Annotated in this window: 20 protein-coding genes and 3 pseudogenes; 11 read left to right on the top strand and 12 right to left on the bottom strand. The window is 70.8% G+C overall.

The genetic code is table 11. The annotated features are described in order from the left end of the window. Position 1 precedes the first annotated feature (1 nt). From WBK50_RS08950 to WBK50_RS08940, 4 genes and pseudogenes are all read left to right on the top strand, one after another. Positions 2-2,281, top strand: coding sequence for an MFS transporter (locus WBK50_RS08950; protein WP_341335142.1), 2,280 nt, complete (start codon positions 2-4; stop codon positions 2,279-2,281). Further along, positions 2,278-2,413 (top strand): annotated as a pseudogene (locus WBK50_RS35000) (hydroxypyruvate isomerase); the annotation flags it as partial. The gene WBK50_RS08950 and the pseudogene WBK50_RS35000, both read left to right, overlap by 4 nt. Before the next feature lie 13 nt (positions 2,414-2,426). Beyond that, positions 2,427-2,702 (top strand): Hsp20/alpha crystallin family protein, encoded by a 276-nt coding sequence (locus WBK50_RS08945; RefSeq protein WP_341335141.1) that lies wholly within the window; start codon positions 2,427-2,429, stop codon positions 2,700-2,702. Between the two features lie 73 nt (positions 2,703-2,775). Then, on the top strand, positions 2,776-3,948 hold the full coding sequence (locus WBK50_RS08940) for a hypothetical protein (protein WP_341335140.1): 1,173 nt from the start codon (positions 2,776-2,778) through the stop codon (positions 3,946-3,948). Between the two features lie 21 nt (positions 3,949-3,969). Here WBK50_RS08940 and WBK50_RS08935 read toward each other — a convergent pair whose 3' ends face one another. After that, positions 3,970-4,464: a histidine phosphatase family protein gene (locus tag WBK50_RS08935; protein WP_341339339.1), complete on the bottom strand. Its 495-nt coding sequence runs from the start codon at positions 4,462-4,464 to the stop codon at positions 3,970-3,972. A gap of 23 nt (positions 4,465-4,487) precedes the next feature. Between WBK50_RS08935 and WBK50_RS08930 the strand changes: the two are divergent. The 3 genes and pseudogenes from WBK50_RS08930 to WBK50_RS08920 form a co-directional block, all read left to right on the top strand. Next, a pseudogene (locus WBK50_RS08930) lies at positions 4,488-5,183 on the top strand (TIM barrel protein); the annotation flags it as partial. Positions 5,184-6,155: 972 nt separating this feature from the next. Further along, positions 6,156-6,407: a WhiB family transcriptional regulator gene (locus WBK50_RS08925; protein ID WP_341335139.1), complete on the top strand. Its 252-nt coding sequence runs from the start codon at positions 6,156-6,158 to the stop codon at positions 6,405-6,407. Positions 6,408-6,677: 270 nt separating this feature from the next. After that, positions 6,678-8,699 carry a bifunctional DNA primase/polymerase gene (locus tag WBK50_RS08920; protein ID WP_341335138.1) on the top strand — a complete coding sequence of 674 codons (2,022 nt, stop codon included), beginning with the start codon at positions 6,678-6,680 and terminating at the stop codon, positions 8,697-8,699. A 13-nt stretch (positions 8,700-8,712) separates the two neighbouring features. Here the strand turns inward: WBK50_RS08920 and WBK50_RS08915 are convergent. From WBK50_RS08915 to WBK50_RS08895, 5 genes and pseudogenes are all read right to left on the bottom strand, one after another. Further along, positions 8,713-8,922: pseudogene (locus WBK50_RS08915) on the bottom strand (glycerate kinase); the annotation flags it as partial. Beyond that, positions 8,922-9,857 carry a dihydrodipicolinate synthase family protein gene (locus WBK50_RS08910; RefSeq protein ID WP_341335137.1) on the bottom strand — a complete coding sequence of 312 codons (936 nt, stop codon included), beginning with the start codon at positions 9,855-9,857 and terminating at the stop codon, positions 8,922-8,924. The pseudogene WBK50_RS08915 and the gene WBK50_RS08910, both read right to left, overlap by 1 nt. 43 nt (positions 9,858-9,900) lie before the next feature. Beyond that, positions 9,901-10,686: an SDR family NAD(P)-dependent oxidoreductase gene (locus tag WBK50_RS08905; protein ID WP_341335136.1), complete on the bottom strand. Its 786-nt coding sequence runs from the start codon at positions 10,684-10,686 to the stop codon at positions 9,901-9,903. Further along, on the bottom strand, positions 10,683-12,155 hold the full coding sequence (locus tag WBK50_RS08900) for an FAD-dependent oxidoreductase (RefSeq protein WP_341335135.1): 1,473 nt from the start codon (positions 12,153-12,155) through the stop codon (positions 10,683-10,685). The genes WBK50_RS08905 and WBK50_RS08900 overlap by 4 nt, the downstream gene beginning before the upstream one ends. Next, complete coding sequence (locus WBK50_RS08895; protein WP_341335134.1) at positions 12,152-13,525, bottom strand: MFS transporter; 1,374 nt, start codon at positions 13,523-13,525, stop codon at positions 12,152-12,154. The genes WBK50_RS08900 and WBK50_RS08895 overlap by 4 nt, the downstream gene beginning before the upstream one ends. Before the next feature lie 125 nt (positions 13,526-13,650). Here WBK50_RS08895 and WBK50_RS08890 point away from each other — a divergent pair, with 125 nt between their 5' ends. The 3 genes from WBK50_RS08890 (at position 13,651) to WBK50_RS08880 (ending at position 15,143) form a co-directional block, all read left to right on the top strand. Beyond that, positions 13,651-13,830 carry a helix-turn-helix domain-containing protein gene (locus WBK50_RS08890; protein WP_341335133.1) on the top strand — a complete coding sequence of 60 codons (180 nt, stop codon included), beginning with the start codon at positions 13,651-13,653 and terminating at the stop codon, positions 13,828-13,830. 46 nt (positions 13,831-13,876) lie between these two features. Next, entirely contained in the window at positions 13,877-14,542 is a 666-nt protein-coding gene (locus WBK50_RS08885) for a LysR substrate-binding domain-containing protein (protein ID WP_341335132.1), read from the top strand. A gap of 457 nt (positions 14,543-14,999) precedes the next feature. Then, positions 15,000-15,143 carry a hypothetical protein gene (locus WBK50_RS08880; RefSeq protein WP_341335131.1) on the top strand — a complete coding sequence of 48 codons (144 nt, stop codon included), beginning with the start codon at positions 15,000-15,002 and terminating at the stop codon, positions 15,141-15,143. A gap of 257 nt (positions 15,144-15,400) precedes the next feature. Here WBK50_RS08880 and WBK50_RS08875 read toward each other — a convergent pair whose 3' ends face one another. The 4 genes from WBK50_RS08875 to WBK50_RS08860 form a co-directional block, all read right to left on the bottom strand. Further along, entirely contained in the window at positions 15,401-15,757 is a 357-nt protein-coding gene (locus WBK50_RS08875; protein WP_341335130.1) for an arsenate-mycothiol transferase ArsC, read from the bottom strand. Positions 15,758-15,872: 115 nt separating this feature from the next. Continuing rightward, complete coding sequence (gene arsM, locus WBK50_RS08870) at positions 15,873-16,721, bottom strand: arsenite methyltransferase (RefSeq protein ID WP_341335129.1); 849 nt, start codon at positions 16,719-16,721, stop codon at positions 15,873-15,875. Positions 16,722-16,743: 22 nt separating this feature from the next. Then, positions 16,744-18,066, bottom strand: a complete 1,323-nt coding sequence (locus tag WBK50_RS08865; protein WP_341335128.1) for an MFS transporter — start codon at positions 18,064-18,066, stop codon at positions 16,744-16,746. 88 nt (positions 18,067-18,154) lie between these two features. Continuing rightward, a complete protein-coding gene (locus tag WBK50_RS08860) occupies positions 18,155-19,504 on the bottom strand; it encodes an NAD(P)-binding domain-containing protein (protein WP_341335127.1) in 1,350 nt (449 codons plus the stop codon). A gap of 186 nt (positions 19,505-19,690) precedes the next feature. Between WBK50_RS08860 and WBK50_RS08855 the strand changes: the two genes are divergently transcribed. After that, the gene (locus tag WBK50_RS08855; RefSeq protein ID WP_341339338.1) at positions 19,691-20,536 is read left to right on the top strand and encodes a helix-turn-helix domain-containing GNAT family N-acetyltransferase; all 846 of its coding nucleotides are present in this window, start codon (positions 19,691-19,693) and stop codon (positions 20,534-20,536) included. On the opposite strand, the gene WBK50_RS08850 is transcribed toward WBK50_RS08855, so the two are convergent. Further along, positions 20,533-21,413 (bottom strand): IS5 family transposase gene (locus WBK50_RS08850; protein WP_341335126.1). Its coding sequence is split into 2 segments (ribosomal slippage): positions 20,533-21,050 and positions 21,050-21,413, totalling 882 coding nucleotides; the frame shifts between segments, so codons are not numbered across the junction. The two genes, WBK50_RS08855 and WBK50_RS08850, sit on opposite strands and share 4 nt — an antisense overlap. 47 nt (positions 21,414-21,460) lie before the next feature. Continuing rightward, on the bottom strand, positions 21,461-24,145 hold the full coding sequence (locus tag WBK50_RS08845; protein ID WP_341335125.1) for a bifunctional acetate--CoA ligase family protein/GNAT family N-acetyltransferase: 2,685 nt from the start codon (positions 24,143-24,145) through the stop codon (positions 21,461-21,463). Between the last annotated feature and the right edge of the window lie 61 nt (positions 24,146-24,206).

Genomic DNA, 24,206 nt, shown 5'->3' with positions numbered 1-24,206 from the left:
CGTGCCGGAACAGGTCTATGTCACCGAGGTCGCGCTCCGCGACGGCCTGCAGATCGAACCGATCGTTGTCCCGACCGACCGGAAACTCGAGCTCGCCCGAGGGTTCGTCCAGGCGGGGATCACCCAGCTCGAGGTGGGCGCTTTCGTGCACCCCCGGCTGGTGCCCACGATGGCCGACACCGCCGATGTCGTCGCCGGTGCGCGGGAGCTGCCCGCCATGACGCACGCACTGGTCCTCAACGAACAAGGAGCCCGGCGCGCGGTGGCCGCAGGCGCGCAGTCGGTTCGCCTTGTCACGTCCGCCAGCGAAGGGCACAGCCGCTCCAACGCCGGTGTCGGAACCGAGGAGGCAATGGACCGAATCAGGGCGGCCGCGGAGATCCTGAGCGCGGCCGGGATCCGGATGGAGGGGTGCGTGGCGACGGCATTCGCGTGTCCCTTCGACGGAGACACGCCCGTCGAGCGGGTCGTGCGCGTCGTGCAGAACTACGTCCACATCGGCGTCGAGGTCGTCCACCTCTCCGACACCATCGGCGCCGCCTCGCCCGGTGACGTGCGCCGGGCGGTGACCGCCGTGCGGGACCTGGTGAGCGAGCAGGCGCTGAGCCTGCACCTGCACGACACCTACGGCATGTCCGCGGCGTGTGTCTGGGAAGGCCTCCAGCTAGGGGTCCGCCGGTTCGACGCCGCCCTGGGCGGACTCGGGGGTGTCCGTTCGCGCCGGGCGCCACCGGCAACATCGCCACCGACGACCTCGTGCACCGCGAGGGGTTCGACACGAGCATCGACCCGAGCGCACTGGTCGAGCTACGCGACGAACTCGCCACGGTCGTCGGCCACCCGCTCGACTCGTCCCTCGCACGCGCGTCGGCACGTCCCCAGGTGCGCAGGCTCCTCCCCGTCTGATCCCCTCCCCAACATCATCGGAGGCCACGGCATGAGTGCTCTCGACAAAGACGTCGAGGTCGACCGGGCGACGCTGCGGCGCGTCATCGCGTCGAGCTTCACCGGAACCACGCTTGAGTACTACGAGTTCTTCGTCTACGCGACCATGGCCGCGTTGATCTTCAACCATCAGTTCTTCCCGACGATCGATCCCGTCGCGGGCATGCTCGCCTCGTTCGCCACCTTCGCGGTCGGTTTCATCGCGCGACCCATCGGCGGCATCCTGCTCGGGGCGCTCGGCGATCGTCTCGGCCGCAAGAAGACCCTGGTGTGGTCGCTGCTTTTGATGGGCGGCTCCACCGTCGCGATCGGCTTCATCCCCTCCTACGCGACCATCGGCGTGTGGGCGCCGGTGCTGCTGGTCCTGATGCGCATCCTGCAGGGCCTCGCCCTCGGCGGGGAGTGGGGCGGGGCGGCACTCATGCTGGTGGAGAACGCGCCGCGCGGCCGTCGCTTCGCAATGGGCAGCGTGGTGAACATGGGCACCCCCGGCGGACTGGTTCTGTCCACCGGCGTCATCGCGATCTGCGTGGCCGCCACCGGCGACGCCTTCGACCAGTGGGGCTGGCGGATCCCCTTCCTGTTCAGCGCCGTGCTCATCGCCATCGGCTGGTACATCCGCAACAAGGTCGGCGAGACCCCCGAGTTCCGCCGCGTGATGCAGGAGGCCGAGGTCCGCAAGCCGGCGCGCACCCCGATCCGCGAGGTCCTGAGGTCGCACTGGCGCGACATCGCGCGCATCTTCCTGATCTGCTCGCCGTCCAATGCGGTGTACTTCATCGTCGCGACCTACACCCTGAACTACGCGACCTCCGCGCAGGGCCTGAACCGCGACTCGCTGATCGCGGCACAGTTCGTCGCGGCCGCGATCTACCTGGTCGTGCTCCCATTCTGGGGCATGCTCGCCGACCGGATCGGCCCCCTGAAGGTGATCATGGCCGGGTGCGTGATCTCGGCGCTGTTCGCCTTCCCCTACTTCATGCTGCTCGAGTCCGGGTCGTTGTTGCTGACCTTCGTGGGGATGGCGTTCGCCCTGATCTTCATCCACGGCACGTTGCAGGCCCCGCAGGCCGGGCTGTTCGCCGAGCGCTTCGACGTCCGGATCCGTTACAGCGGGGTCGCCTTCGGCCAGGCCCTGCCCACCGCGATCGTCGGCGGGACCGCCCCGTTCATCGCCACACTCCTGTACTCGCTGACCGGCACCACGTACCTCATCTCGGCCTACATGCTCTTCTTCGCCATGGTCGGGGCCGTGACGACCTATCGCTGGAAGCGGAGTCCGGACCCCGCTCCGGAGGGCACGCCGACCGCCGTGGTGCGCGAGGCCACGCCGTGACCGCCACCAACCCGGCGGAGGTCCGCTACGCCGCCAACCTCACGCTCCTGTTCGCCGAGCTTCCCGCTGCTGGACCGTCCGGCCGCAGCCCGAGCGGCAGGGTTCGAGCAGGTGGAGTTCTGGTGGCCCTTCGGCACCGACCCACTTGCCTAATTTCGAGCAGGATGACGTCAACATCCAAGTCGACGACGGAACGTTGACTATCAGCGCCGAGCGCCACGAAAAGGAAGAGGACAAATCTAAGAAGTATGTAGTGCGCGAAAGCTCCAGCAGCTTTTACCGCCGCATCGCCCTGCCAGAACGGGCTGACGCCGACAAAATTGACGCCCAACTCGACGAGGGCATACTGAAGGTCACCGTCCCGTTAACACCTCTGCCAGAGCCGAAGAAAGTCATGATATCAGCCAAGAATAAGAAATAAGCAGGCAGCCGGGCTCGTATGCCCGTATGAACTTATTGGACGCCGCTAAGCGTAACCGATACACTAGGAACATATGCGGTTGAGACGTATCAAACACTACCGCCGTACCGCTATCTTAAGCGGCGTCCTTGCCGTACTGGGCAGCTGGTTAGTGATGCAAAGTTTCGCGGCCAATAATCCTAGCCTGACAGGAGATCTGAACGCAGATAATGCGGTGACCATCAGCGATTTGTCTATCCTACTGTCCAACTCGCCACCGACGCCAACTCCACCGGCGCCCACACCGCCTACCGTGCCACCCGCATCACCTGGATGCAACAACTTCTGCTCCAATCCCACGAATCCCATATATCAGACAGAGCCGGTATCCATCGACCTGAACGTCAACACCGCCTGGTGCGGACCAACTTGGGACGCCCCGCAAGAGGAATTCGATTTGGCGCGCCAAAAACTAGGTGCCGGAGCAATCCTGATGCCTCCTTGCAAGAAGGGCGGTGGCTATTTTGACCAGACGCCCGAGCAATATAAGATCGAGCTGGACAAGGCCCAGATCGCCGGACTTAAAGTACTCGTATTCCCAGGCTATACCTGCGGCAACGCCTTTGACCATAACTGCTATCTGAGCTACAACAATCCGGATGCCGCCATCGACAAGTTTGCCTCCCACCCGGCCTTGGCCGGACTGTTCATACTGGACGAGCCGCCAGGCCAAGAATTCCCAGGCGTACAGCGCGCAGTGGAACGCATGCGCATCCGGCGTCCAGGCTTGCTAGCCTACACCAATCTGTACGGCGGGTTCGGCACCACCGACGTACGGCCCTACTACGGCACCGGACCCGACGGCAAAGGCCTGACCTACGATCAATACATTTCCTACTACATTAAGACAGTCAAAACTACAGCCCTCAGCTTTGACGACTATTCGTCGCCAGAAAATATGGAGAAGTCGATGGCCGTCATCGAGCGTTGGGCGAAGCATTACCAGGCGAACGGCCGGCCAGAACTGGCCAGCCGGAACCTTTGGAGCGCCGTCAGTACTATAGGAGGCCACGCCGGGCATGACCTCAACTATTTCAATCAGAACCGGGCGGCGTTCCTGGCCATCAACGAAAAATACGGTGCCAAGACATTGTATTTCACCTGGCGCTCACCACCCGCCGACGATGTCTACACCCAGCCCGCCACCGGACCGGCGCTCTGCGGCCTGGTCAACAATGCCAAGCCCGGCACGATGTGCGGCAACTGACACAGTAGCCCATCGCCGCGATCAGACGACTTCTTCGAACGAAACGACCATACCATCGTCCAACGTAAACTTCGCCACGAAGTCGTGGGCGTATTCATGGTACATATTGTGCTCGCCTATGTCCTTGCCGGCAAAGCTGGCATACAGAGCTTTGATGACGCCATCATGGGCCGCTAGCAGCACCGTCTCGCCTTGATGGGCAGTCGACAGGTCGGCGACCGTCCCTAGCACACGCTGTTGCATCTGGTGTAGCGATTCCCCGTTCGGCGGTACGAAGTGCGTATCGCGGTGCAGCTCGGTATAAATGTCGATTGATTCGTCGATAGGCAGGTATGCTGCGTCGCCATAATTCTGCTCACGTAGGCCAGGCAGCCGCCGGATGTCCTCGTCCAACCCCTGCGTCCGGGCAATGGTATAGGCTGTGATGAATGCCCGGCCCAAATCACTGGAGTACACGGCATCAGGCTGCACCTCATTTCGCCGCAGCTTCATTGCCGTAGTATGGACATTGCGCAGACCCGACGCCGCCCGCGGCGACCGTCGACGCCTTCGTCGACGCTGTGGGCGCCGCCGGCGTGTCGCTGCTGGCGATGAACCTGTTCGCCGGCGACATGCCGGCCGGTGAGCGCGGGGTCCTGTCCTACCCCGCGCGCACTTCCGAGTTCCGGGAGAGCGTCGGGGTCGCGATGGACATCGCCCGGCGGCTCGGCGTGCGCCTGTTCAACGCACCCTACGGGCACCGCAGTTCCGACCTGGACGCCGACGTCCAGGACCGGACCGCGACCGAGAACCTCGTCTTCGCCATGACGGCAGCTCGGGAGCTGCACGGGACGATCCTCCTGGAACCGCTCAGCGGGATGCCCCGCTACCCGCTCAAGACCCTCGACGACGCCGTCGCCGTGCTCGACCGCGTCCGCGCGGCCGGCGGTCCGAACAACCTGCGTCTGCTACTCGACCAGTACCACCTGGCCACCGGCGGCCATGACCTGGCCGCCGGTGTCGACGCACACGGTGACCTGATCGCGCACGTCCAACTCGCCGACGTCCCCGGCCGGGGCGAGCCCGGCAGCGGGTCCTTCGACATCGTCGGCACGGTGCGAAAGCTGCTCCACCGCGGCTACGACGGCGCTTTCGCCCTCGAGTACGTGCCGCCGGACTCGACCTCTGCGTCGCTTGCACGGTGGCGGGACGAGCTCGGTCGCTGGGCGGACACCACAGCCGACGAGAAGGGGTAGGACCGTGGAATCTGTGCACAACTCCGCGCCGCGCGAGGTCATCGCCGATTCCGGGATATACCGTGCCCGCCACGGAAACCGGATCGAGCTCGTGCTGGCCCGCGGGCATGTCGGGAACACCCTCGACGCCGTGGCGCTGCACGCGGCGAACACGGTCCTGCGGGAGGCGCGGGACGACGACACCGTCGCCGGGCTCATCCTCCGGGCACGGTCGAACCGACCCTGCCGTCCAGGAGCCACAGACGATCGGCGATCCAGTCCCCGACGCTCACGTCGGACACCCAGTCCGGTCTTCCCATGGCACCCATGATCAGCGTTCCCGGTGGTCGTGGGCCACCGGATTGCCGGCGAGCCTCCGCAGCGGCGGGATCGCCGGGGTCTCCTCGCTTCTCGTCGCCGCGACGGTGCCCGAGAACCCGCCCGTGCCGGTCCAGGCCCTGCGCTGCGCTCCGGCCGCGCGCGGTCGCCTGCGGCGAGCCCGGACCGGCAGGCGGAACCCCGGGCGTTCCCGGTCGCGCCGAAGCGAGGAGAAGAAACCCGGTCCCGCCGTCTGGGCGGGACACCCGCAGCACCGCCGGTGGCCCGGGTGCGGCACGCACAACTCGATACCGCCCGCACCGGCCCTGACGGGCCCGGTGGCGGGCGAGCCCCTCCGGGGGCCGGGCGCTGCCCGGACCCGGCCTCTCTCGGAGAAGGGGGCAAAGACACCCGCACCCCGCACCGGGGCGTGCGCAGATTCCCAGGAGGAGAAGACGCGATGGCGATCAGGTTTTTGAACCGGAAGAACCGCGAGACCGACGGGGGCGGCGTAGAGCGCTGGTGCCGCGCCTGCGGCAGCAGGGTCCGAGGCGCGAAGTTCGGGCTGCAGGACTGCTGCTCGAACCCCGAGTGCCACCGAATCCTCGTGGCCCGCAGCGAACAGCCCGCGGCTCGCTGACCACCCCCGTCACCCCCAACCGAAGGAGCACCGTCATGGACTGGCGAAACAAGGGCGCCTGCGCCGACGAGCCGCCGGAGTTGTTCTTCCCGCTCGGCAACGCCGGGCCGGCGGCGAAGGCCGTCTGCGGGCGCTGTCCGGTGACCGACCGGTGCCTGGCGTGGGCGATGGCGCATGAGGACCACGGCGTGTGGGGCGGCCTGGATGAGTTCGAGCGCCGCGAGCGCCGCGGAATCGACCGCCGGGGCCGTTCCAGCCGGCGCACCGCCGCCCATCCGGCGGCGTGACCCACCGGCACCGACGGGGTGGGCCGGGCCAGCTGACATCTGGCCCGGCCCGGCCGGACGGTACCGCGCACCCCAAGCAGCACCACCGGAGCCGGGACCACGCCCGGCCCGGTCTGATCAGCAGGAGGAAACGTCATGACCGCCGCGACCAACACGACGCCGGTGACCCGGGGCCCGGTCACCGGGCCCGGTGGTGTCGGGTCCGATGTGGCCCGTTCTGTCGGTGGCGGGTGGCACCCTGGGGACGATCACCGACGGGGAGCGTCGCCCATGAGCAGCCAGGCCAGCCCGAACCCGCGCCCGACCCGGCTGATGCAGGCCGCCCTCGACGCCGCCGCGGCCGGTCTGTACGTGTTCCCGGTGTGGCCGAAGGGCAAGCTGCCCGCGGTCAAGGACTGGGAGAACGCCGCCACCCGGGACCCGGAGACGATCACCGACTGGTGGACCGCACGGCCGTGGAACGTGGGGATCGCGGTGGGCCGCAGCCGGGTCGTGGTCGTCGATCTCGACCAGGCGCGGGAGGACGCTGCGCCGGAGGAGTTCGCCGGGGCGAGCGGCGGAGCCGAGGTGCTGGCCCGGCTGGCCGAGCAGGCCGGGCAGCCGGCCCCGGTGGACACCTACTCGGTGACCACGCCGTCGGGTGGGGAGCACCGCTACTTCCTGATGCCCGAAGGCCTGGAGCTGCGCAACACCCAGAGCGGCCTCGGCTGGAAGATCGATACCCGGGGGCACGGCGGGTTCGTCGTCGGAGCCGGCTCGGTCCGCGCCGAGGGCCTGTACCGGGTGTGCCGGCACGGGAAGGTCGCCCCGCTGCCGACCTGGCTGGCGACGGCGCTGACCCCGCCGCCGCCTCCGCCGCCGGCGGCGCCGATGCAGCTCTCCCGGATCCGGGCCGGCGCGTATGTGCGGGCGATCATCGAGCGCGAGGCCGCGGACCTCGCGGCCGCGCAGACCGGTAGCCGGCACGAGGCCCGGCTCAAGGCCGCCCGCACCCTGGGGCGGCTCGTCGGCGGGGGCGAAGCTCGAGGAGCAGACCGCGCGGGAGATCCTGCTCAATGCCGCCGCCGGGCACATCGGGCCCGACACCACCGAACGCGAGGTCGTCCGCGACATCGACGACGGCATCGCCTACGGCAGGAAGCTGCCGCGCAGCATCCGCCGCGGAGGGGAACGGGGGACGTCGGGTTGTCCCTGACCTCTCAGCTCGCCCGCGGCGAGCTCGGCCGCTGGTTCCAGCACCGGATGCCCGGGACCGCGGGTGTGGCCGAGGAGGTCTGCGCCGCGGCGAGCCGGGTGAGCCCGGTCCGCCCGCCGCGCGGTGTGGAGCTCGGGGCTCGCCACTGGGCCGAGGTCGGCGGCACCTTCGGCGCGCGGATGGCCGCGGTGGTGGAGCAGGCCCCGCCCTACTACGGGCTGTTCGGGCTGGTCGCGCCCGGTCTGCTGACCCGGGCGGCGGCGCACCGGATCGCGGCCGGCTTCCCCTCGCACCGGTCGTTGCGGCCCGCCGATGCGGCTCGCGCGTTGGACTTCCGCCCGACCCGGTGTGGGTGGCGCGACCTGGGCGAACCGTGGCCTGCCGAGGAGCCGGCCGGTTGGGCGGACGTCGTGCTGGGGGAGCTGGCCGAGCGCACCCACCGCTACCACGACCAGCACGCCCCGGCCGGGACGATCGGCGCGCCGGGAGTGGAGCGCGGCCTGGCCCGCACCTACGGGTTCTGGTCGGCCGCGGAGGACGTCTACCGGTCCGGAACGATCGGCGCGGATCTCGAGGAGCTTCTGGGCGTCGACGAGCCGACCGTCGAGCAGCTGCGGTCCCTGACCGCGGCCGCGGTGGTGCAGGAGACCGCGCGGCTGGCCGAGCGGCTGCGGACCTCGGGCACCCTCGATCAACTGCACGAGCTGGCCCGCCGGCCGCCGTCGGGGGCGCCGTTGGGGCATGCCGGGCCGGCGTTCGTGGCGCACTGGGCCGATGGGGATCTGCTGGTCGGGGACACCCTCGTCGACGTCAAGACGGTCATCCGGGCCGACCCGGCGAGCAAGGTCGCGGTGTGGCTGTGGCAGGTCCTGGCCTACGCCTGGCTGGACTCGGTCGGTGACCGGTACCGGATCCAGTCGGTCGCGCTGTACCTGTCCCGGCACGGAGTGCTGGTCCGCTGGAGCGTGGACGAGCTCGCCGCCCGCATGCTCGCGCACCCCCGCACCGGGGGCAGCGGTCCCGCCGCCGCCCGGGAGGAGTTCCTGGCGCTGGCCGGGCGGCTCGCCGCGGCCGAGGGCGCGATCCTCGACCCCTGACCGAGATCCCCCGCTCCCGCAGCGGCGTAGCGTCCACGTCGAGCCGCCCCGCCACGGCGACCACGGGTACGCCCAGCCGCGACGCGCTTACGGAAAGCGTGACCGAGGCCTTATCCGCGAGCGACTGGTCGTCCAGCGAGCCCTCCCCGACGAGGACGAGGTCCGCCTGCGGGGCGGTGAGGGTGCCCTTGAGCTTGTCGGGGCTGACGAGGACGTACGTGATCAGCCGCGGTCGAGGGCCGCCCGCGCCACGACGTCGCGGATGCGGGCCCGCTCCGCCTCGCCGAGGGGCTGCAGCGGTGGGCGGACGTGCGCCTCGTCGATCCGGCCCAGCTCGGCGAGGGCGACCTTCATCCGGTTGTGCCCGTCGAGGAACGGGTCGTCGTAGCAAACCTCGACGATCGGCTGGATCCGATCCCAGACGCGCCGGGCCGCGGCGAGGTCCTGCTTCTGCACGGCGCGGAACAGCTCGACGTGCAAGTCCACGATCAGGCTGCCGTGGCCGGACAGGATGCCGTCGGCGCCCAGCACCAGCGAGGTGAGCAGCGATCGGCTGAAGCTGGACAACACGGCGATGTCCTTGTCGAGGCTCTTGAGAGCACGCAGGTTCCGCTCGTAGGCGACGATGTCGTTTGACCACTCCTTGACCGCCACCACGTTGTCGATCTCAGAGCAGATCCGCACCAGGGCGTCCGTGCCGATCCTCAGCCCCGACGTTGCGGGGTAGACGAACGCGATCATCGGCAGGCTGGTCGCCGAGGCGATCTCCGCGTAATGGCCGAACGCCATCTCGGGCCGCTGCTGCGAGCCACCCTCGAAGACCCCGGAGGGAAACACGAGCAACCCATCGGCGCCGTCCTGCTCCGCCCGGGCCGCGATGCGGGCCGCCTTCGCGGAACCGTCCTGGTACACACCAGAGATCACCGGGACCGCCCCGGCAACCTCCTCGATCACGACGGCGAGCACCCGCCGCTGCTCGTCGGCGGTCAGTGCGGCCACCTCGGAGGCGTGCGCCACGGTGGTAATGCCGTCGACGCCGTCGACGTCGAGCAGCGCCCGGACGTGACGGCGCAGGTTGGGCTCGTCGATCTCGTGGTCGGCGGTGAAGGGCAGCAGGTGGGCCGGGATCACGCCGGTGAGGGGCCGGAACGAGGTCATGCTGGTGAGGTCCTTTCGGGCGGTGCGGCGAGGGCGGGGCAGGTCAGTGCATGAGCAGGCCGCCCGTGACGTTGATCGACTGACCGGTCATGTAGTCCGCCTCGTCGCTGGCGAGGAAGGCGACCACACGCGCGATGTCGTCCGGCTTGCCGACCCGTCCCATCGGGATCGCCTTGGCGCGCTCCGTCGCGGTCGAGAGGTTCTTCTCCGCGCTGAGCTTGTCGGCGAAATCCCGCATCCCGGTCTCGAAGATCGTGCCCGGGCACACCGCGTTGACATTGACTCCCGCAGAGGCGAGCTCCATGGCGAGGGACTGCGTGAGACCCATGACCGCAGCCTTGGAGGCGCTGTAGGCCCCGTAGTTCGGCTTGCCCGCCTTGCCGAACCAGGAGGACATGTTGATGATCTTCCCGGATCCCCGGGCGCGCATCGAGGCCGCGGCGGCCCGGCAGGTGTGGAACACCCCGTCGACGTTGACGGCGAATACGCGCCGCCACTCCTGCGCCGTGGTCTCCTCGACCGTCCCGATCGCGATGATGCCCGCGCAGTTCACCAGGATGTCCACGTCGTCGCGCCAGGCGCGGACCTGACCGAACGCACTGTCCACACTGGCCTCGTCGGTGACGTTGACGGTGAACGACCGCGCGTCCACACTGTGTTCGGCCGCCAGCGCCGCCGTCTCCGCGGCGCCGTCGGCGTTGGTGTCGAAGACTGCGACGTCGGCGCCTTCGGCGGCGAGCCGCAGGCAGATGCTCCGGCCGATGCCGGACGCACCGCCGGTCACGATCGCCGTCCTGCCCTTCAGGTTGTACACGGGGATTCCCTTCATCGTTGTGGTGTGGAGACGTGCTGCTGCAGGGAGACCGCGGTCTGGGCGGCGAGCCGGCCGGAGACAAACGCCCAGCCGAGGTGGTTGCCGTGCCCGTTGAGGATCAGCCCGCCCTGACCGTTCGAGCCGGCGGCGTACAGGCCGGGCACGGGCTCGCCGTCCGCGTCGAGGACCCGCAGCGACTCGTCGGTTGCCAGTCCCCCGTCAGTCATCACGATCCAGCTCTTCACCGGCCCGAGTGCAATGAACGGCGCCGTACCCGTGGGGACCGACCGGGCCAGTCGGTCGGCCGGGACCCCGATCTTCGCGGCGAGCTCGTCGACGGTCCGGGCCTCGTGGAAGATGTCCTTGCGGTTACGCCGGTAGTCGTCGATGAACGCGTAGGCGACGCCGGGGGCGGTGGAGACGAACCGCGGCCACTTGCGGAACATCCCGGCCACCCGGCTGTCGAGGATGATGTAGCCGACGCCGTCGGGCTGCAGCGGGAGGTCCAGCCACGGAGTGGCGAGCTCGTCGGTGAACCGGTCGCCGTCGGCGTTCACCAGTACGGCGCCCTCGCGGTAGAGGTCCTGGCTCGGCGCGAGGTATGACGTCGCGAACGCCATGATGAACGGCCGCAGCAGGCGGTCCGGCATGAATCGCAGCGCCAGCTGCATGCATGCGGTGAGTGCCCGGACCGGCGGGAGCATCTGGACGAGCATCTTGCGCGGCGGCGCCACGAAGCGCATCTCCGGCCCCCACAGGGCGAGGTCCGCGTTGAGCAGGGTGCCGCCGACCTCCATCCCGAGCCGCAGACCGTCCCCGGTGCTGTTCGGGTTGATCCCTTCGACGCGGGCCACGTCGACGCCCATGTGCTCGGTCTTCAGCTCCACACTGGAGCTGAAGTCCCCCGCGGCCAGTACAACACCGCGGCTGGCCCGCACGGTCAGCGTCCCCCCGTCGGAACCCACGCAGTCCGCGCCCACGACCCGGTCGCCCTCACGAACGAGGTGCTCGACCCGGATGCCGGTGACGATCCGGACGCCGAGCTTGACCGCGGCCCGGTGCAGGCGGTGGATGTAGGCCCCGGCGTTGGGCAGCACGTTGTGCATCCGAGGATGGCGGTTGGGAGGCTCGGGCATCGGGCCGAAGAAGGCGACCCCGAGGGACTTCAACCAGTGCAGCGTCTCGCCGGTGTTCTCCACGTACACGCGGCGCAGCGCCAGGTTGTCACGGTGCACGTTCTCGCCGGCGAGCGTGCCCAAGTCCTCGAAGTGCTCCTCGAGCGAGTCGTGGATGCCCTTCCTGCGCTGGAACCCCGTGAGGCTGGCCGACACCGACCCGACGGCCCGCGCGGACGTCCCGCCCAGCTCTGAGTTTTTCTCCACCAGGAGCACATCGGCGCCGAGCTGGGCGGCCCGGACGGCGGTGGCCAGCCCGCTGCCGCCGCCTCCGACCACCAGAATCTCGGTCTTCAGGATCTGTTTCACGCCGCCACCTCCCGCTTCGCCGCCTTCGCCTCGTACTCCGCGTCAATCTCCTCAAAGGTGCGGCCCTTGTTCTCCCGCGCCACGACGATCGCGACGAGGCTCACCGCGCAGGTCGCCACCAGGTAAATCGAGATCGCCGTGGCCGAACCGGTGCGGCGGAACAGCTCCAGGGCGATGATCGGCGCCACGGAGCCCGCCAGGATCGAGGACAGCTGGTAGGCGATGGACGAGGCCGAGTACCGGACCGGCGTGGAGAACATCTCGGAGATGAACGCTGCCTCCGGGCCGCTCATAGCTCCGTGCAGGACGAGCCCGACGACCATGGCGATGACGACGTTGACCGTCGCGCCGGTCTCCAGCAATCGGAAGAAGGCGAAGCCCCATATCGCGGTGCCGAGCGCGCCAATCGCCAGGACGGGCCGCCGCCCGAACCGGTCCGACAGCGCACCCCACGCCGGCAGCATGGCAACCTGCACCGCCGCCGCGACGAGGACCGCGTTGAGGATCACGCTCTTCGGCAGCCCGACTACCTCGGTGGCGTAGACCAGCGAGAACGCGGTGACGATGTAGTAGGTGACGTTCTCGCCCAGGCGCAGCCCCATGCCCAGCAGCAGGCCCCGGGGGTGGCGGCGGACGGCCTCGATGGCCGGGGACCGCTCGATCCGCTGCTTCCGCTCCGCCGCACGGCGCTGGGCCTCGACGAAGACGGGGGTCTCGGCGACGCTCTGCCGGATCCAGTAGCCGATGAGCACGAGGACCGCGGACAGCAGGAACGGTATGCGCCAGCCCCACGCCTCGAAGTCCGCGTCGCTCTGGAACCCGGCGAGCACGGCGAGCACCCCAGCCGCGAGCAGGTTGCCAGCCGGAACGCCGACCTGCGGCCAGCTCGTCCAGAACCCGCGTCCCTTCGCGGTGCCGTACTCGGCGACCAACAGAACCGCACCGCCCCACTCACCACCGACGGCGAAGCCCTGGATCAGCCGCAGCACCACCAGCATGATCGGGGCCCAGATGCCCACCTGGGCATAGGTGGGGAGCAGGCCGATGCCGACCGTCGCCAGCCCCATCATGATGAGGCTGATCATCAGCAGCTGCTTGCGGCCCACCCTGTCGCCGAAGTGCCCGAACACGATCCCGCCGACCGGCCGAGCGACGAAGCCCAGCGCGTAGGTGCCCAGGGCCAGCATCGTCCCGACAAGCGGATCTGAGGCCGGGAAGAACACCGTGTTGAACACCAGCGCCGCCGCGGCGCTGTAGAGGAAGAAGTCGTACCACTCGATGGTGGCGCCGACTAGGCTCGCGAGGACCACTCGCGGGAGCGATCGGCGGACCTCAGCGGTCTCGGTGACCGACTGACCGGGCGACGTCATTGGCGTACTCCTAGGCGTGGCAGGTCGTCTGTGACCTACGGGCGATGACCGCAGACGAACAATCGCCGCTGCATATGTGCACACGCAAGACGCAATGAGGCACTGAGGTGTGCACAATTGCACACGTGCTCTCGGCAGACGATCTCCAGTACTTCCTCGCGGTGGCCCGCCTCCGCAGGTTGACCTCCGCGGCGGCCCAGCTAGGCGTCGATCACACTACGGTCGGGCGGCGCATCGCGGGCCTGGAGAAGTCGGTCGGCCACCGGCTGTTCGACCGGACCCCGAACGGCTGGGAAGCTCACTGAGGGCGGCCGCCTCCTGCTGGCCCCCGCCGAGCTCGTCGCCACCGCGGTGGCCTCGGCCGAGGAGCAGCTCGGAGGCCGTGGCTCCGCCCTCACCGGCACTGTCAGGGTCGTATGCCCGGACGGCTTCGGGGCGTTCCTGCTGGCCCCAGCGCTCGGCGAGCTGCACGACGCGCACCCCGAGCTGACGATGGAGCTCATCACAGCGACGCCGCACATCGTGCACGCCGTGCAGGCGTTCGACCTGGCGGTGATCCAACACGAGCCGTTATCGCGCCGGGTACAGAGCCGGCACCTCACCGACTACCTGATCCGGCTGTACGCGACACCGGAGTACCTGGAGACGCACCCTCCCCTGCGGTCGGCGGAGAACCTGTCGCAGCACGTGGTCATCTGGCACCTCGAGGACATGCTGGACGTGCCGCAACTGCGCTCGCTACACGCCCTGCTGCCTTCCCCAGTCCGCATCCAGTCGACGAACCTCGTGGCGCACTGGCAGGCGGCGGCGGCAGGCGTGGGCATCGCCCCACTCCCCCAGTTCATCGCCGGCCAGGACCAGCGGCTCGTTCCGGTGCTGCCCGAGCTGGAGTTCCGCAGCACCTACTGGCTGGCCCTACCGCGGGAGCACGCGCGACTGGCGCGCGTGCGTGCCGTCGAGAAGCTGCTGGACGACCTCGTGGCGGCCCGCCACGACGATCTCCTTGGCCGGTCGTGACGGCGCGGCTGGGGACTCGCCCGATCCAGCCGTAGCGGCATCTCGACCCACGCCGAGCGTCTGATGGGAGGCGCGCGGCCCGGGCGCCAAAAGGCGGTTGGCGCTGCTCGCTGTGGAGGCTGGGGCAGCTGTCTGGGTGGCGGGCGGCGGTGCCTATCCGCCTCGGGCGCAGGCGAGGGTGACGGGGTTTCGGCGCGGGTGGGTATGTGTCCTCCGGTGGTCGGTACGACTGGACCGCCCGGAGGTCAGCAGATCGGGGTGGGGCGAACGGGCAGATGAACCTGGCCGACCCATCCCGGTGAGACCGCGCTGCGGTCGCGTCGTCGGCCGCCGGTCGGGTGAGGCGGTCACACCGGGATGGGCCAGCCAGAACCCCCTCCCCGTCCCCTGCGGGGACCCCACCCCGACCTGCTGAGGCAGAGCCGCGTTCCACCCGCACCGACCACCGGAGGACACGATGGCTTTCACCCTCGACACTGAGATCACCCAGCTCTCCACGGCCGAGGCTGACGCCTTCCAGCACTGGATCGAGGACACCTTCCCGGAGGCCACCAAGGCCAGGCCCGAGAGCCTCTGCCCGGACCTGGTCCCGCCGTTCTGACCCCCCGCAAGGGGCCGCCCCCGCCGGGGCGGCCCTCAGCCGGCCCCGAGCCTTTCCGACCCCGATGGGAGCCCACCCGTGCATTTCACCGTCTACCCCGGCGACCTGGAGGCTGGCCGGAGCGGTGATGGCAAGGAGCGGCCTCAGGGACCGTCGGAATAACTGGCCGGAGGTTCTTACTGCGGGGGCACGTCCTCTGCACGCTCCGCCCCTAGCGTGATGAGCTCGATCGACGGCGGATGCGGCGATGCGCGCCGCTACGTGGGGGCGAGCTCGTCGAGCAGGGCGTCGACGCGCTCGGTGATGTCGTCGCGGATCAGCCGCATTCGCTCGATGCCCTCGATGCCGCGCTCGGAGGGCTCGTCGGTGTCCCAGTTGCGCACCTCGACCTCGGCGGGGGCATCGACGGTGGCTTCACGACCAAGGGTGACAACCAGGTCGACGCGGCGCAGCAGGTCGGGGTCGCTCGCCTTCGGGATCTCGCCGGACATGTCCGCGCCGACCTCGGCCAGGCTCTGGGCGGACAGCGCGTTGATGGAGGTGCCGGGGGCGGTGCCCGCGGAGTGGACCTCGACGCGGTCACCGGCGGCTCTGCGCATGAGGCCGGCTGCCATCTGTGCGGCTCGGTGCGACGTGGGTGTTCGGTTCGGGGCGAGCAACCGGCACAGGCCAGCAGCGTCAGCACCGGCACCCCGGCCTCCTCCGGCTGCCCGGCCGGCGATCGGGTGCTCACGGCGCACCGCCGGGGATCCGTGCGCGCACGATCGCGGAGACGGCGTGCGGGTGGACGCGGTGGGTTTCGGTGATCTCGATGTCGACGAACCCGGCCGCCTGCAGCGCGTGTGTGAAGTGTTCCTGGGTCAGGGCGCCGGCGATGCAGCCGGTCCACTGCTGCGGGTCGTCGCGGGTGGCGGGGTCGATGTCGGGGTCGGCGAGGACGTCGGAGACGGCGAACCGTCCTCCCGGGCGCAGGACGCGGGCAGCTTCGGCGAGCACGGCGGTCTTGTCCGCGGCGAGGTTGATCACGCAGTTGGAGATGACGACGTCGACCGAGTGGTCGGGCAGCGGGATCTGCTCGAGGTAGCCCTGCAGGAACTCGACGTTGCTGACCCCGGCCTGCGCGGCGTTGCGGCGGGCGAGGTCGAGCATCTCCGGGGTCATGTCCAGTCCGAGCACCCGGCCCTGGGGGCCGACGCGGCGGGCGGAGATCAGGACGTCGGTGCCGGCGCCGGAGCCGAGGTCGAGCACGGTCTCCCCGGGGTGCAGTTCGGCGACCGCGGTCGGCACCCCACAGCCAAGCGATGCCGAGACCGCCGCGGCGGGAGCTCCGGCCGCCTCGTCGCCGTAGAGGCCGCCTCCGTACACGGCGGAGTCACCTGTGGTGCTGCAGCTGCCGGTGCCGCAGCTCACGGCCTCGATTTGCTGCTGCTCGGCCTGCAGCGCCTGTTCGGAGTGCCCTGCGGCGGAGCGGCGGGCGGCCGCGGCGTAGTGCTCGCGGACGGCGTCGCGGATCGCCACGCCCCCGACGGTGTGCTGGTCGGTGGGCTGGTCGGCGGGGGCGTTGGTGTTGTGTGACATGGGTGCAGCTCCTGTGCGCGGATCAGCGTTGATTCCGCTCGTCCCGGTCGGCCGCGGACCCGGTCGAGCTCGTGGACGAGACGTCGGAGTGTCGGGGCACGGTGCGGTCAGAGCCCGCGGGTCGGGGAACGGCGCCGAAGGCGAGGAGCGCGGCCAGGCCGGCGATCGCGGCGAGCAGGACGAACACGAGCGGGTAGCCGCCGAGGGCGACGGCGATCGCGGCACCCGCCCACGGGGCGAGCGCGGTGGCGATCATCGACGGGGCGGAGAGCAGCCCGTTGAGGCGCCCGTAGTGGGCTGCGCCCCAGCGGTCGCTGATGGCGGTGGCCTGCAGCAGGGTGAACACGCCGCGGGCGGCCCCGGCGAGCATCGCCGCGGCGATGAGCAGGACCTCGGGCCCGGGGAGCAGTCCGAGCAGGAGGGTGGCTGCGGCGGACAGGGCGAGGATCACCACGGCGCGCATCCGTACCGACAGCGCGGTGGTGAGTCGTCCGTAGCCGAGCCGGCCCAGGACCTGGCCGAGCCCGCCGAGACCGAGGGCCCAGGCGGCGTCGGAGGTCGACAGGCCGCGCTCGATCAGCAGCGGGACCTGGTTGACCACGACCGCGAACGCGGAGAACGTACCGAGTGCGATCGCCGGGACGAGCAGCAGGAACGCGCGGCTGCGCACGATCTCCCGAGGCGCGTGCGCCGCACCAGCGGGCTGGTCGGCATGTTCGGTGTGGTCGGGGTCGGGCCAGGGGCCGCGCAGGCCGAACAGGTGCGCGGGGATCGTGATCGCGGCGAGGACGACCGCGAGGGCGAGGTAGGTGTGCCGCCACCCCAGCGCGCCGAGCAGCGCGGCGGTGAGCGGGGCGAAGATGGTGCTGGACAGCCCGGCCAGCAGGGTCAGCGCGGTCAGTGCCCGGACCCGCCGCGGTCCCCACCAGCGGGTCAGTGCGGCGAACGCGGGCGGGTAGAGGGTGCCGGCCATCGCCAGCCCGGCCAGCACCCAGGCGGCGAAGAACAGCGGCAGCGAGGGCGCCAGCGCGATCCCGACGACGGCGGGCACGCCCAGCACCGAGCCGGCGGTCATCACCGGGCGGGGCCCGATGCGGTCCAGCCACCGCCCGGCCGGGATCCCGACCAGAGCCGAGACCACCAGCCCGGTGGAGAACCCCGCGGTGATCACCGAGACCGACCAGCCGGTGTCGGCGGCGATGGACGGGGCCAGGACGGGGAAGGCGTAGTAGAGCACGCCCCAGCTGACGATCTGGGTCACGCACAGCACGACCAGCACCCTGCGCAACCCTCCGGTGCTCAGGTTCTGGGCCAGCCTGTCTGCGGGCGTGTCCGAGTTCGGCACCGTTGCTCCTCCTCGCCCCGGGCGACCGCCACCGCCCCCACCAGATCGGCCGGGCGGTCGCCTAACCCTCGTCGGTCCGCGCCGACGCTCAGCGCGCCGCCAGGCCGACCTCGACCGGTCCGGTCGGTGCACCGCAGCAGCCGCCGTCACTGCCGGCTGCCTCGGTGTCAGAGCCGGCCTGGGGATCGTCGAACATCCCCGCCCCGCCGCACACCCCCGTCTCGGGGAGCACCAGCTCCACCCGCTCGGCGGCCTCGTGGTCACCGGCGATCGCGGCGACGACGGAACGAACCTGCTCGTAGCCGGTCAGCGCGAGGAAGGTCGGGGCACGCCCGTAGCTCTTCATCCCGACCAGGAACACCCCCGGCTCGGGCTGGGCGAGCTCGCGGGCCCCGTGCGGGTAGACGGTGCCGCAGGAGTGCACGTTCGGGTCGATCAGCGGCGCCAGTGCCCGCGGGGACTGCAGGGCCGGATCGAGGTCGAGCCGGACCTCCGACAGCCAGGACAGGTCCGGCCGGAACCCGGTCAGCACGACGACCTCGGCGACCGGGTCGAGGCGGTGGCCGTCCGCGCTGACCAGCACCAGCCCGCCGGCCGTCTGCTCGACGGCGGTGGTGCGGAACCCGGTCACGGTGCTGATGTGCCCGACTTCGGCCGCGGCGGCGGCCCGCTTGCCCAGTGCTCCGCGGGCGGGCAGCTGGTCGGTGTCCCCACCGCCGAAGGTGTTGCCGATCTGCCCGCGCCGCAGCAGCCACGTCACGTGCGTGCCGGGTTCGGCCACGGCCAGCTCGGCGAAGGCCACCAGCGCGGTCAGCGCCGAGTGCCCGCTGCCCGCCACCGCGACCCGCTTGCCGGCGTAGCGTGCCCGCACCGCCGGGTCGGTCAGGTCCGGCACCTGGTAGGCGATCCGCTCAGCGGCCGCCCGCTCCCCGACCGCCGCCAGCCCGTCCCCACCAAGCGGGTTCGGGCTCTGCCACGTCCCGGAGGCGTCAATCACCGCGCGGGCGGTGATCCGCTGCTCGCCGTCCGGGGTCTCGACATGCACGGTCAGCGGCTCGCTATCCCGGCCGGCGTCGACGACCAGGTCCCGCCCGCGCCGGGCCACCCCGACGACCAGGGAGCGGTAGCGCACCGCATCGCCGAGGACATCGGCGAGAGGCTGCAGGTAGTTCTCCGCCCACTCCCGGCCCGTCGGGTAGCTGTCGGGGTCCGGGGCCTGCCAGCCGGTCGGGGCGAGCAGCTTCTCCGCCACCGGGTCGACCACCTCGCCCCAGCGAGAGAACAGCCGCACGTTGTGCCACTGCCGTACATGCGCTCCGGCCTGCGCACCGGCCTCCAGGACCAGCGGCTCCAGCCCCCGGTCGAGCAGATGCGCGGCGGCCGCGAGTCCGATGGGGCCGGCCCCGACCACCACGACCGGCAGCGTGTTCTCGCTCATCACGACCTCCCAGATAACCTTCACGTCTGTTCATCGACGTCTGTCGATGTGTTGGCCGTGACTGTATCGACGGCGCTCGATTGACGCAAACATCGATGTGGGTCGATACTGGGCGCCATGAGCACCACTGCGGCCGTCACAGCCACCACGGAGTCGTCGCCGACCTCCGGCACGGGGCTGCTGCCGTTGACCGACGTGTCCGCGCCACCGGCTCAGCTCGCCCCGGCCGACGCGGCGACCTACGCCGACTGGTTCGCCTGCCTGGCCGAGCCGACTCGGGTGCGGCTGCTGCACGCGGTCGCGGTCGCCGGCCGCGAGGTCACGGTCGGGGAGCTGACCGAGCAGCTCGGGATCTCCCAGTCCACCTGCAGCCACCACCTGCGCAAGCTCGCCGACGTCGGATTCGTGGCCCTGCGCAAGGAGAAGACCGCCACCCTGGTCTCGGTCAACCCGGCCTGCTGCACGGGCCTGCCGCACGCCGCGGACGCGGTCATGGGGATGCTCGGGCCGCGCCCGTGCTGTCCCACCGACCTGCCCGTCGACGTCACCGTCCGCCCGATGCAGGCCGGGGACTGGCCGGCGGTGCGGCGGATCTACGCCGAGGGCATCGCCACCGGCGACGCCACCTTCGAGACCGAGGTCCCCGAGCGGCGCGAGCTCGACCGCAAGTGGCTGCCCGAGCACCGCTGGGTCGCCGAACTCGACGGCCAGGTCGTCGGCTGGACCGCCCTCGCCCCGGTGTCCGCGCGACCGGTCTACGCCGGGGTGGCAGAGTCGTCGATCTACGTCGCCGAGGGCCTGCGCGGCCGCGGCGTCGGCAAGGCACTGATCCACAAGCAGGTCACCGCCGCCGACGAGGCCGGACTGTGGACCCTGCAGACCGCGATCTTCCCCGAGAACCGCGCCTCGATCGCCCTGCACCAGTCCGCCGGCTACCGCACCCTCGGCCTGCGCGAACGCATCGGCCAACACCACGGCATCTGGCGCGACACCGTCTTCCTCGAGCGCCGTACCGCCACCGACCCCGACTAGGGCGTGTCCTGTAAGTCCTGCCGAAGCCAGAGGATGGCTGCGGCGATGGTGATCTCGGCGCGGAAGTAGGCAGATCGTTTCGCGTAACGGGTGGCCAGGTCGCGGAACTGTTTGAGCCGGTTGAAGCAGCGTTCGACGACGTTGCGACCGGCGTAGATCGCCGGGTCGAAGGCCGGTGGGCGGCCACCCAAGGAGCCTTTGGCGTGGCGGCGGGCGATCTGGTCCTCGCGCTCGGGGCTGACGAACCCGATCCCGCGCCGGCGCATCGCGGCTCGGGTCGAGGGATGGGAGTAAGCCTTGTCCGCGACGACCCGGTCCGGGCGCTTGCGGGGCCGGCCGGGGCCGTCGCGGCGCACGGAGATCTCCTCGAGCAGTGTCAGCAGCTGCGGATTGTCCCCGGCCTGGCCCGGGGTGAGCAGGATCGACATCGGCAGCCCGCGCCCGTCGACGGCGAGGTGGATCTTGCTGGTCAGTCCGCCGCGGGACCGGCCGAGGGCTTCGCCGTCAACGGCGAGGGCTTCGATCCAGGCGCTGGTGCAGCTCCCTTTTTCCGGGCCCCGGCGGCGTGCTGGTGGGCCCGGACATGGGTGGAGTCGACGCTGATGGTCCACTCGACCGCTCCGACGGAGTCGTCCTTGACCACGGCGGTGTCGAGGATGCGGTCCCAGGTTCCGTCCGCGGTCCAGCGGCGAAGCCGCTCGTGCGCGGTCTTCCACGGGCCGTACCGCTCGGGCAGGTCCCGCCACGGGGCCCCGGTGAGGATCGCGTTGATCACCTGGCGGTGATCGCGCCATCGGCGGCCGTTCCCGGCCACCGCTGGTAGCAGCGGCTCGATCCGAGCCCACGCCTTATCCGTCAGCTCGCCACGACCGACCACCTGTGCATGATCACTTGGACCAGCTCAGAACCCTTACAGGACACGCCCTAGACGCAGGCGCCGGAATCTTCGGTCTCCGGTGCCGGACGGATCGGTGCCAGACGCATCCTGGCGTCGACGGCGAGGACCGAGTGGGCGACCGCGACGAGCGGGTTGATCTCGGCCTCGGCGATCTCCGGCAGGAGGGCGGCGAGCCAGCCCATCCGCACGGCGACGTCGCAGACAGCGGCGCGGTCGGGGCCGCCGGGGCCGAAAAGCCGCGCTGCCGAGCGCAGTTCGTCGAGGGCCTCGTCGACGTCGGCCTCGGTGGTCGGGACGAGGACGTGCGAGCGGTCGGCGACGAGATCCGTGCTGGTACCGCCGAGTCCGACCGTCAGCAGTGGACCGAAGCCGGCGTCGCCGGTCACGCCGACGAGCAGCTCCGCGCCGTGATCGACCATCGGCTGGACGACGACTCCGCGCAGGCGTTCGCCGAAGCGCTCGGCGAGGATCGCAACCGCCTCGCGCACCGCCGTCTCCGTGTTCCGGCCGACGAGAACCCCGCCTGCGCGGCTCTTGTGCAGCAGGCCGTCGACGTGTGCCTTGAGCACCACCGGGCCGCCGACCACACGCCACCGCGCCACGGCCGCCTCGGCGTCACGCACGACCTGCACCTCGGCTGTCTGGATGCCGGCGGCCCGGAGCAGCTCGTCCACCTCTGCGGGGTCGAGCCAGCCACCGTCGGGCCGGGCGTCGAGGGCGGCGTCGATGACCGCTCGGGCCCGGGCGGGATCGACCTTGTCGGGTGCCACAGGGACACAGCTCTGGGCCAGGCGGTGGGCCCGCTTGAGGGCCAGGGCCAGCGCGGCCGCCGCGGCGTCGGGGTCCGCGTAGCACGGCACCGGCCGACTGTTCGGGTGCAACACGGCGACTCCTTCGGCCTGACCGAGTCGGACGGCGAGCAGCGGACCGTCCCCGGCGCCGCAGACGCTTTCCAGCGGGTCTGCGAGGTCCGTAGCGGCGCCGATCGCGACGACGGCGTCGACGCCGGTGTCTGCGGCGACGACATCGAGGACGCAGGCGAAGACCATCGGGCTCACGGTGACCGTCGTGTCGACCGGCCCGGCCAGGGCCGCCGTCGCGGGGAGCAGGTGCGAGAGGGCAGACCGGGTCTCCGCGGAGAGGGTCGCGACGGTCAGCCCCGCCCGCACACAGGCATCGGCAGCGAGTACACCGGCCCCGCCGGTGTTGCTGACCACCGCGATCCGCGGCCCGGTGGGCAGCGGCTGCCAGCAGAGAGCGGCGAGAGCCTCCGCCGCCCGGGACGGGGTGTCGACGGTGAGGATGCCTGCGGAGCGCAGCAGTGCGTCCCGCACGGCACGCGGGGTGGCGGTGGAGGCGGTGTGGGAGGCGCGACGCCCGGCGGCGCTGCTACCGGAGCGGATGGCGACCACCGGGAGGTGTCGGCCGACCCTGCGGGCCAGATCGGCGAAGGTGTGCGGCCGGCTTACGGATTCGAGGTAGAGCACCGCGGCGCGGGTCCGGCCGTCCTGGGCCCACCAGGCGAGGAGGTCGTCGGCGCCGATGTCGAGCCCGTCGCCTGCGCAGACCACCGACGACGTGCCCAGACCGAGGCGGGCGAGGTCGGCGAGCAGCCCGACGGCGACGCCACCGGACTGCGCGCCGACCCCCACGACGCCGGGGATGGCAGTACCGGCGAAGAGGGCGTCGAGGCGGACGTCGGGATCGGTGTTGGCCAGACCGAGGCAGTTCGGGCCGATGAGTCGCATCCCGTAGCGCGTCAGGGCCTCCCGAAGCCGCGCAGCCGGGGCCCCGGTGATCCCCGCGGTGACCACGAGCATCGCTCGGACCCCCGCCCGACCACATTCTTCCGCGACCTCGGGGACGGCGTCTGCCGGAACGCAGACGACGGCGAGGTCGACCGACCGGCCGAGCGCGTTCGTCGAGGGCACCCACGGCACGTCCCTGTCGGGGGTTCCGTGCGGGTTGACCGCCACCAGTTCACCGGTGAACCCGGCGCGCCGGATCCTGGTGAGCAGCGCATGCCCTACCGATCTCTGATCTCGCGAGGCGCCGATCACCGCAACCGATCGTGGCGCGAGTATGGGGCGCAGCCCTTGGGCCTCGGACCGTTCGGTGCGGCTCAGATGTGCAGTTGTGAAGCCGTTCGGATCGACGGGCGGCTCGCCGAGGAGGAGGCGGACGGAGGTCTCGGGGCCGTCCATGGCACGCGTGATCGGCAGTCCGAGACCGCCGAGGACGTGCAGGACGTCGGTGTTGTCGGAGGCGACCTCTGCGGTGAGCACGCGGACGCCGCTCTGGCGGGCGCGGGTCACGAGATCTTCGGTGAGCAGCGTGCCGACGCCGAGGTGCTGTGCGTCATGGGCGACCGCCAGGGCCAGCTCGGCGCAGCCGCCGCCGGGCTCGGCGATGTAGTGCCCCACCCCCACGAGGCGGCCGCGCCAGAAGACGCCCGAGGCGGTCACGTCGTCGGCGAGGATCGCGTCAGCCACCACCAGGGGTGCGGGTCCGCGGCCGGCCAGGAAGCGGTGCCGGAGATCGTCGGCCGGGAGCTCGGCGTGCAGCCGGGCGACCGCCTCACGGTCGGCGGGACCGAGTGGCCGGATCAGGGCTGCGGTGCCGTCGGTGAGGACCACGCGCTCGCCGGGCGGCCCGGCGGGGACGGCGGCCGGCGCGGATCTCGGCCACGGCATGGCCTCGGTGTGAGTCACCGGTCCAGCCAAGCCCTCCGATCGGGTGTGCCGACAGGGCCCCAGGTCCTGAAGTGGCGGG

It is taken from the genome of Pseudonocardia sp. T1-2H, from assembly GCF_038039215.1.
Lineage (GTDB): Bacteria > Actinomycetota > Actinomycetes > Mycobacteriales > Pseudonocardiaceae > Pseudonocardia.
Note: the sequence above shows the minus strand (reverse complement) of the source record. Positions and strands in the feature narration are given on the sequence as shown.